The 7,409-nt window shown below is 62.1% G+C and carries 9 protein-coding genes; 5 read left to right on the plus strand and 4 right to left on the minus strand.

The annotated features are described in order from the left end of the window. The first annotated feature begins 39 nt into the window (after positions 1-39). Positions 40-1,845, plus strand: a complete 1,806-nt coding sequence (oadA, locus tag OGL92_RS16820; protein WP_263145642.1) for a sodium-extruding oxaloacetate decarboxylase subunit alpha — start codon at positions 40-42, stop codon at positions 1,843-1,845. A gap of 403 nt (positions 1,846-2,248) precedes the next feature. Here oadA and OGL92_RS16825 read toward each other — a convergent pair whose 3' ends face one another. Beyond that, positions 2,249-2,641 carry a hypothetical protein gene (locus OGL92_RS16825; RefSeq protein WP_263145644.1) on the minus strand — a complete coding sequence of 131 codons (393 nt, stop codon included), beginning with the start codon at positions 2,639-2,641 and terminating at the stop codon, positions 2,249-2,251. Then, the gene (locus OGL92_RS16830) at positions 2,632-3,357 is read right to left on the minus strand and encodes a polymorphic toxin type 44 domain-containing protein (protein ID WP_263145646.1); all 726 of its coding nucleotides are present in this window, start codon (positions 3,355-3,357) and stop codon (positions 2,632-2,634) included. The genes OGL92_RS16825 and OGL92_RS16830 overlap by 10 nt, the downstream gene beginning before the upstream one ends. 608 nt (positions 3,358-3,965) lie before the next feature. Here OGL92_RS16830 and OGL92_RS16835 point away from each other — a divergent pair. The 4 genes from OGL92_RS16835 (at position 3,966) to OGL92_RS16850 (ending at position 6,333) form a co-directional block, all read left to right on the plus strand. Continuing rightward, positions 3,966-4,400 carry a CBS domain-containing protein gene (locus OGL92_RS16835; protein WP_263145648.1) on the plus strand — a complete coding sequence of 145 codons (435 nt, stop codon included), beginning with the start codon at positions 3,966-3,968 and terminating at the stop codon, positions 4,398-4,400. Positions 4,401-5,132: 732 nt separating this feature from the next. Then, entirely contained in the window at positions 5,133-5,606 is a 474-nt protein-coding gene (locus OGL92_RS16840; protein WP_263145650.1) for a hypothetical protein, read from the plus strand. Further along, complete coding sequence (locus OGL92_RS16845) at positions 5,603-5,944, plus strand: hypothetical protein (RefSeq protein WP_263145653.1); 342 nt, start codon at positions 5,603-5,605, stop codon at positions 5,942-5,944. Before OGL92_RS16840 ends, OGL92_RS16845 begins: the two co-directional genes overlap by 4 nt. Then, the gene (locus OGL92_RS16850) at positions 5,941-6,333 is read left to right on the plus strand and encodes a hypothetical protein (protein ID WP_263145656.1); all 393 of its coding nucleotides are present in this window, start codon (positions 5,941-5,943) and stop codon (positions 6,331-6,333) included. The genes OGL92_RS16845 and OGL92_RS16850 overlap by 4 nt, the downstream gene beginning before the upstream one ends. On the opposite strand, the gene OGL92_RS16855 is transcribed toward OGL92_RS16850, so the two are convergent. Then, positions 6,324-6,500 (minus strand): hypothetical protein, encoded by a 177-nt coding sequence (locus OGL92_RS16855; protein WP_263145657.1) that lies wholly within the window; start codon positions 6,498-6,500, stop codon positions 6,324-6,326. The genes OGL92_RS16850 and OGL92_RS16855 overlap by 10 nt on opposite strands. A 326-nt stretch (positions 6,501-6,826) precedes the next feature. Further along, positions 6,827-7,409: GNAT family protein (locus tag OGL92_RS16860; RefSeq protein WP_263145659.1), on the minus strand; the 583-nt coding region annotated here is incomplete at its 5' end.

Consider the following 7,409-nt stretch of genomic DNA (forward strand, 5'->3'; position numbering starts at 1 on the left):
CGCGGCCGTTCGCGGCGGCGCGGGAAGAGGGATAGCCGAATGAGCAAGAAAATCACCGTCACCGACACCATCCTGCGCGATGCCCACCAGTCGCTGCTGGCCACCCGCATGCGCACCGAAGACATGCTGCCGATCTGCGACAAGCTCGACCGGGTCGGCTACTGGTCCCTGGAAGTCTGGGGTGGCGCCACCTTCGACGCCTGCGTGCGCTTCCTCAAGGAAGACCCCTGGGAGCGCCTGCGCCAACTGCGCCAGGCGCTGCCCAACACCCGCCTGCAGATGCTCCTGCGCGGGCAGAACCTGCTGGGCTACCGGCACTACAGCGACGACGTGGTCGAGGCCTTCGTCGCCAAGGCGGCGGCCAACGGCATCGACGTGTTCCGCGTGTTCGACGCGATGAACGACGTACGCAACCTGGAGACCGCGATCCGCGCGGTGAAGAAATCCGGCAAGCACGCCCAGGGCACTATCTGCTACACCACCAGCCCGGTGCACACCGTCGAGGCCTTCGTCGCCCAGGCCAGGACCATGGCGACCATGGGCGTGGACTCCATCGCGATCAAGGACATGGCCGGCCTGCTGACCCCGTTCGCCACCGGCGACCTGGTCAAGGCGCTGAAGGAAAACGTGCAATTGCCGGTGTTCATCCATTCCCACGACACCGCCGGCGTCGCCAGCATGTGCCAGCTCAAGGCCATCGAGAACGGCGCCGACCACATCGACACCGCCATCTCCAGCATGGCCTGGGGCACCAGCCACCCGGGCACCGAGTCGATGGTCGCGGCGCTGCGCGGCAGCGAGTACGACACCGGCCTGGACCTGGCGCTGATCCAGGAGATCGGCGTGTACTTCTACGCGATCCGCAAGAAGTACCACCAGTTCGAGAGCGAATTCACCGGCGTCGACACCCGCGTGCAGGTCAACCAGGTGCCCGGCGGGATGATTTCCAACCTGGCCAACCAGCTCAAGGAACAGGGTGCGCTGAACCGCATCAACGAGGTCTTCGAAGAGATCCCGAAGGTACGCAAGGACCTGGGCTACCCGCCGCTGGTGACCCCGACCTCGCAGATCGTCGGCACCCAGGCGGTGTTCAACGTGCTCGCCGGCGAGCGCTACAAGACCATCACCAACGAGGTGAAGCTGTACCTCCAGGGCCGCTACGGCAAGGCGCCGGGCGAGGTCAGTCAGCAGCTGCGGCGCCAGGCCATCGGCAGCGAGGACGTGATCGACGTGCGCCCGGCGGACCTGATCAAGCCGGAGCTGGACAAGCTGCGCAACGAGATCGGCGCCCTGGCGAAGAGCGAGGAAGACGTGCTGACCTATGCGATGTTCCCGGACATCGGGCGTAAATTCCTCGAAGAACGCGAGGCCGGCACCCTCACCCCCGAAGTCCTGCTGCCGATCCCCGACGGCAACGCCTCCGCGGTCGGTGGCGGTGGCGTGCCGACCGAATTCGTGGTCGACGTCCACGGCGAAAGCTACCGGGTCGACATCACCGGCGTCGGCGTGAAGGGCGAGGGCAAGCGCCACTTCTACCTGTCCATCGACGGCATGCCCGAAGAGGTGGTGTTCGAAGCGCTGAACGATTACGTCGCCGGCAGCGGCGGCAAGCGCAAGCAGGCCAGCGCCCCGGGCGACGTCAGCACCACCATGCCGGGCAACATCGTCGACCTGCTGGTGAAGGAAGGCGACAGCGTGAACGCCGGCCAGGCGGTGCTGATCACCGAAGCGATGAAGATGGAAACCGAGGTCCAGGCGCCGATTGCCGGCAAGGTGAAAGCCGTCCACGTCGCCAAGGGCGACCGGGTCAACCCCGGCGAAGTGCTGATCGAAATCGAGGCCTGAACGGCCGACCGGAAAGTCCCCTCGGGAGCCGCAAGGCTCCCTTTTTTTGCATGGTCCTGCAAGGATGACGGCCTTTCCCTATCGATCATCCAGGCACAAAGCCACTGTGCATGCCTTCCTCGGCGCTCGGAGAGTCGCGAGGTCGCCGTCGGCAGGTTCGAGCCATGCACATGCGCCTCGCTACCCATCAGCATCTCGGCGCCATGGCGACCCTGGCAGTATCGCCGGGCGGGTCCTACATGGCGCCGGCAGATCGCCCGTTGGCTCGAGCAATACCGCTGCTGGCGGCCGGCATGCTGGGAGCTTGTTCGCATGTAGGTGGCGTCAATACTTGACCTGGCATGCCGAAGGTCGTGGCGACGCCAACCTCGACATTTACGCACTTCCCTCGCGCGTCGTTGAACTATTCATCCGTTTTATAGAAACGTGCAAAGAAATTCTGTGAAATAAGGGTACGCTCTATGTGCGAGCCGGCATCGACATAGATATCTACACGGCTAAAAGGCGGGTGAATTTCTACCCCGTCCCGACTACTGAAGGGAAGACTGAAATCAATGAGCTCATCGGGCTCGGGGAACATATCCGTGTAAAAGCGTATTCGCTCGCCCGGATTGATAGCGCTTTTCGTGGTGTGACTGTTTTCTAGAAAGAAATAAGCAACGTCGCTAGGTGCTTCGGGAGAATAGTGAATCACAACGATGGGGCGGCAGAAATACCAAAACACCGACCAAGTAAAAAGAAGGCGGAACAGGTACTTGCTAATTCTTTTAATAGGAAGACCTAGGCTCAACCGCATTGGTGGATTTCCTTCGCCTGGGCTCCGCCAGAGCCCCAGGGGGCGGGTACAGAACTGATTGCTACGAGGAGAGCTTCGGCGTTCATGGCCCCAGCTTTGTGCTCATTATACAAACGGCAACCCAGTTTAATGGAAATATGGTCGGGCGTATCGTCCGCGCTGGCTGGCCATTCACCGTTTTCCGAATGGTTTTGAAATTTCATGATATCGCCTTTACGTAAGTTGCCCACTATGTCACTTGCCATTTGCGCCAAACCTGCTCCATTTATGAGCTCAGCCGTAGAAAACCCGGCTGCTCTTCCAACATAGCCATAATGGATATTCGACCAGATGTCATAGAAGTAGTCATAGCCGCCGTATTTATGCCAGCCGTGATTAAAGGTGCCGGCGGCACTTAGCTTTGCTTCAAGAATCGGCTTGTGATCCCAAGGCCGACCGGGGCCCACCCGTTCCGCCCAGAGCCCATAGGCGGCGGTTTTGATGCCTGCGGCGGCGGCATGGAAGTCGGGCATGCCGCCGGCCTTGGCGTACCAGGGCTGTGCCTGCCAGCGGCGCATTTCCTCCGCCGGGTCGTAGCGGTTGGCCTCGGCGATCTTGCGGGTGATGGGGCTGAGAGCGTTGCGGTTCATTTCACCGGCCATGTAGGCGGCAATCGCCTGGGCCACCTCGTCGCCGTGGGGGCAGGGCAGCGCGCCGGAGGCCGTGGCGGTGCGCACCGGGCGGGCCTCCCTCATGCTCCGCAGCGGACCTGGCGGGAACGCCTTGCACATATAGGGGTGCTCGGCATCGCGGGAGGTGGTTGAGGGTTGCATCCCGAGAACGCCGGGGATTCGGTAGCCTGCCATGGCCTGTCCTTCTGCTGATGTCCTTGTGAGCGAGCCCGACGAACGCGTCCGCGGGTGAGGGTCTGCGTCCGCTCGAGACGCCGATTGGCCGGGCGGTGGTACTGGGCTCGGGCCTCTTTTTACCTCGACAGCGGCCAAACGCACAGCGGTCGGGATATGGAAAAGCGTGACTGCCAAGCGGTTTAAGCGCGTAACTGTGACGAATGCCACGCTTTCCGGTGCCGGCGAGGGCGCGATGCGCGCCCTGTGATGCGTTCCCTTCGCCGCCATGACCCGCGGCGGCTTTGCCCTTCACGGTTTCACAGGCCATGCTAGGTGCTGTACGAAAGTGCCTGCGTTCGGCGAGGCTGCGCTGGAAACCGGCTTGACCGCCCGTTCACGGGCGTACTCGCCGGCCATTGCCGCACCAGACCTTCGACGACGTCCGTACGGCACCCAGACCACGCCTGAGCCCAGGCATTCAACGCAGGAGAAGGGTCATGAAGACGGTCGCACAGGTACTCGACGCGAAGCGCATCGCCGGAGTCCATACCATCGCCCCCGACGAGACGGTGCTGCAGGCCCTGACCGTCATGGCGGACAAGAACGTCGGTGCCCTGCCGGTCACGGCGGACGGCCGGCTGGTGGGCATCGTCAGCGAGCGCGATTACGCCCGCAAGGTGGTGCTGCAAGGGCGCTCCTCCATCGGCACCCCGGTCAGCGCGATCATGACCCACGCGGTGATCACGGTCGCGCCCCGGCAGAGCATCAAGGAGTGCATGGAGCTGATGACCGAGCACCACCTGCGCCACCTTCCGGTGGTGGAGGACGACCGCCTGATCGGCCTGCTGTCCATCGGCGACCTGGTGAAGGAAACCATCGCCGAACAGGAAACCCTGATCCGCCAGCTGGAGCAGTACATTCGGGGCGAATAGGCACGATGCGAAACGGCCCTGGACGCTTCCGGGGCACGGCTTCATGGCGCGGCTGTCCGACGCGCACCGGAACGCGACGGACAGCTCCTTGCCGGCAGCTTCGCGCTGACTGTCGGGCTCGCGGGCACCGGCCAACGCGTTGGCCTGATCACGGGCCAGCATCGCCAACTGGCGAGGCCCTCCGAGCGCTGCGACAGCGCCTTCCTTCGCGCCGGGCCCGATGCTGGATTCCGGGGCTGCGTGGCACAGGCCGCATCAGGATCGACTTCTCCACCCCATCGATGGCCGGCCTCCTCGGGACTGGCCGCCTTGATGCGCGTAACGAATAAGAGTGGGGAGTCATCGCTTCCAGGCTCTTCACCGGTGCGAGGACGAATGAAGCGATTCTGGTTGTAGGGATTTCGTAACGTGTGATTACGTCGATATTTTTCGATGTTTAGATTCCGCGATTGTGAAGGACTCCAGCTCCGGGTTTGCATCCAGGCCGAGCACGCCTCACTGTCGACAGGTCGCCGCAAATTAACTCAAGGAGGAGCCATGACCACCCCGGCGGAACCCGGTTTCTACATCGTCCAGGACCCCATGCCCCGCCAGAGCCTCGAACGGCTGCTGTTGCCCGAGGCACAGGCCCGACCCTGGAGAAATTTCGCAGCCTCAACCCCCACCTCAGCCAATGGGCCAAGCCCGGGCAGATGGCGGTGATGAGCGCCTCCCCCCGAACGCACGTGCACCTTGCAGGTAGCCCTGCTGATGGAAGCGGCGGCCAAGGTCGATGCCGCCCTGGCGCCCATGAGCGACGACGACGCGCGCTTCCTGATGCGTAACCGCGACCTCATCGAACCCTTCCTGCAGGACGGCGCCGGCGCCCTCGGCACCGCCACCCTGATGGTCGGCAAGCACCTCGACGACCTGGGCCACACCCTCAAGGCCTTGGAGCAGCTCTACCAGCGCAGCTTCGACCAGGCCGGCAGCCTGCGCGGTAACGCTTTCTTCGCCGAGCGCCAGCACCTGATGCGTCAGCTCGATGCCAGCCTCGGCCCGTGGGTGCGCAAGGGCGTCGGCCTGCCCGACCACCCCAACCTGCGTCAGGCCCTGGCCTCTCCAGCCGCAGCCTGGTTCACCACTGGAGCAAGGCCGGCCGCGCCGGCGCCATCCCCGGCTACGCCAGCTACCTCGAAGGCACCGCCCGCGCGGCGAAATACATGAAATACGGCGGCTACGTCGGCATCGCCCTGGATGCCGGCTACAGTGGCAGCCGGATCTACAATGCCTGCACCCTTGGCCGCGAGCAGGAGTGCCGCAAGGTGAAGTTCACCGAGGCGGGGCGGTTTGGGGGTGGGTTGGCTGGCGGTGCGATAGGCGGTCTTTTAGACGCTTACGCTGCTCATTCAATTTGTGTCGCTTTAGGGTTAAGCACAGCGGGAGTGGGTGGATTGGCATGCTCGCTGGTTGTGACAGGCACAGCAGGTGCCGTGGCGGGGGGAATGGGGAGTGACGGTGGAGAAAGTATGGCCGAGCGAATTTATCAGAAGGGCTATGAGTGATGATCGGTTCTGGCGACTGCATGCTTCTGATTATGATGGTCAACATGTTCTTGGGAGTGGCGTTGGTTATTTATATAGCTTATGTAGCATCTAGAGATTTGGAGTCGATTGAAGCTTATTTGGGAAGATCGAGTCTCGTCATCAATAATCGTAGAATGCTGGGTAATGGTCTGGCAGCTCGCATGTTTCGCCTGATGCAAATTTCTTCTTGTCTGGGTATGCGTGAATTTTCCATTAGAAAAGGGCACCTTGATGCAAAGGATGCTTCGGAATTTCCCTCTCGATTAGCCAGGAAGATCGTATGGCTTGGACGGCTCTTGTTCATCATTTTTACAGTATTGGTTTTGGTTGGCGGTTATGGTAAGTATTTTAATGGATATCAAAATTGATGAATTGGGTGGTAGGGTAATTTTCTTAAATTAAGAGCAAACCAGGCCATAGTGATATCGGCAATGAAAGGGTTGTCTGGCAGCAGGATTCGCTTTTGTAAGCATCCTTCCTCGACAAAGCCGAACTTTTCGTACAGGCGCCGGGCATGCGAATTGGTTTCACGCATGCGTAGTTAGATCTTAATAGGCCGGGCCGGACTCGGGCCCCTTCCAGAAGCGCGGTCATCAGTGCTTGGCCCACACCTTGCCCTAGGTTGTGGGATGCACAACGATAGTCAGACTCTATACGTGGGCGAGTGCCTCAAGCGCACAAGGCTCCAGTAGCGCATGACCGCCCACCAAGCCGCTCCGCTCGGCCACCCCGTACAAACCCTCACGAGTTAATACGTCGATTTTTCCTCAAAGGATTCGCAAAACAAGCGCTTTCCGAGCCGATCTCAACCAAGTGTCATTCAAACGCGGGCAACTGAGACCTTGGGTGTCGACCTTCCTCTCAGCCGTCGCGCAGGGCTTCCAGCCGCTGGTGCTGGCGGCCTTCGGCGTCGAAGTTTGCCTCGGCCAGCCAGCGCTGGAATGCCCGCTGCTGCACCGGCCAGTCCCCGTCGAGCAGGGCGAACCAGGCGGTGTCGCGGTTGTGGCCCTTGACCACCCGGTGTTGGCGGAACAGCCCTTCGTAGACGAAGCCCAGGCGTTCGGCGGCGTGCCTGGAACGAGCGTTGAGGCTGTTGCACTTCCATTCCAGGCGCCGGTAGCCGAGGGCGAAGGCTTGCTGCGCCAACAGGTAAACGGCTTCGGTGGAGGCCGGGCTGCGCTGCATGCCGCGACCGAAGGCGACGTGGCCGATCTCGATGCTGCCGTGGGCCGGCTCGATGCTCAGGTAGCTGAGCAGGCCCATGGCATGCCCGCTGGCGGGGTTCACCACGGCGAAGAACAGCGTATCCGACGAAATGGCGTTTTCGACCAGCCAGGCGTCGAACGCCGCCCGTTCGGCGAACGGGCCGTAGGGCAGGAAGTCCCACAGCGCCGGGTCGGTGTCGGGGCCTTGCAAGGCATGCCAGAGGGCATCGCCATGGCGG

The organism is Pseudomonas sp. RIT-PI-AD (assembly GCF_025642785.1).
In the GTDB taxonomy this organism is placed as follows: domain Bacteria; phylum Pseudomonadota; class Gammaproteobacteria; order Pseudomonadales; family Pseudomonadaceae; genus Pseudomonas_T.

What these genes read in the sequence shown, in the direction of transcription:
- oadA (WP_263145642.1), top strand. Translation starts at nt 40, where the DNA reads ATGAGCAAGAAAATCACCGTCACCGACACCATCCTGCGCGATGCCCAC.
- OGL92_RS16825 (WP_263145644.1), bottom strand. Translation starts at nt 2,641, where the DNA reads ATGCGGTTGAGCCTAGGTCTTCCTATTAAAAGAATTAGCAAGTACCTG.
- OGL92_RS16835 (WP_263145648.1), top strand. Translation starts at nt 3,966, where the DNA reads ATGAAGACGGTCGCACAGGTACTCGACGCGAAGCGCATCGCCGGAGTC.
- OGL92_RS16845 (WP_263145653.1), top strand. Translation starts at nt 5,603, where the DNA reads ATGAAATACGGCGGCTACGTCGGCATCGCCCTGGATGCCGGCTACAGT.
- OGL92_RS16855 (WP_263145657.1), bottom strand. Translation starts at nt 6,500, where the DNA reads ATGCGTGAAACCAATTCGCATGCCCGGCGCCTGTACGAAAAGTTCGGC.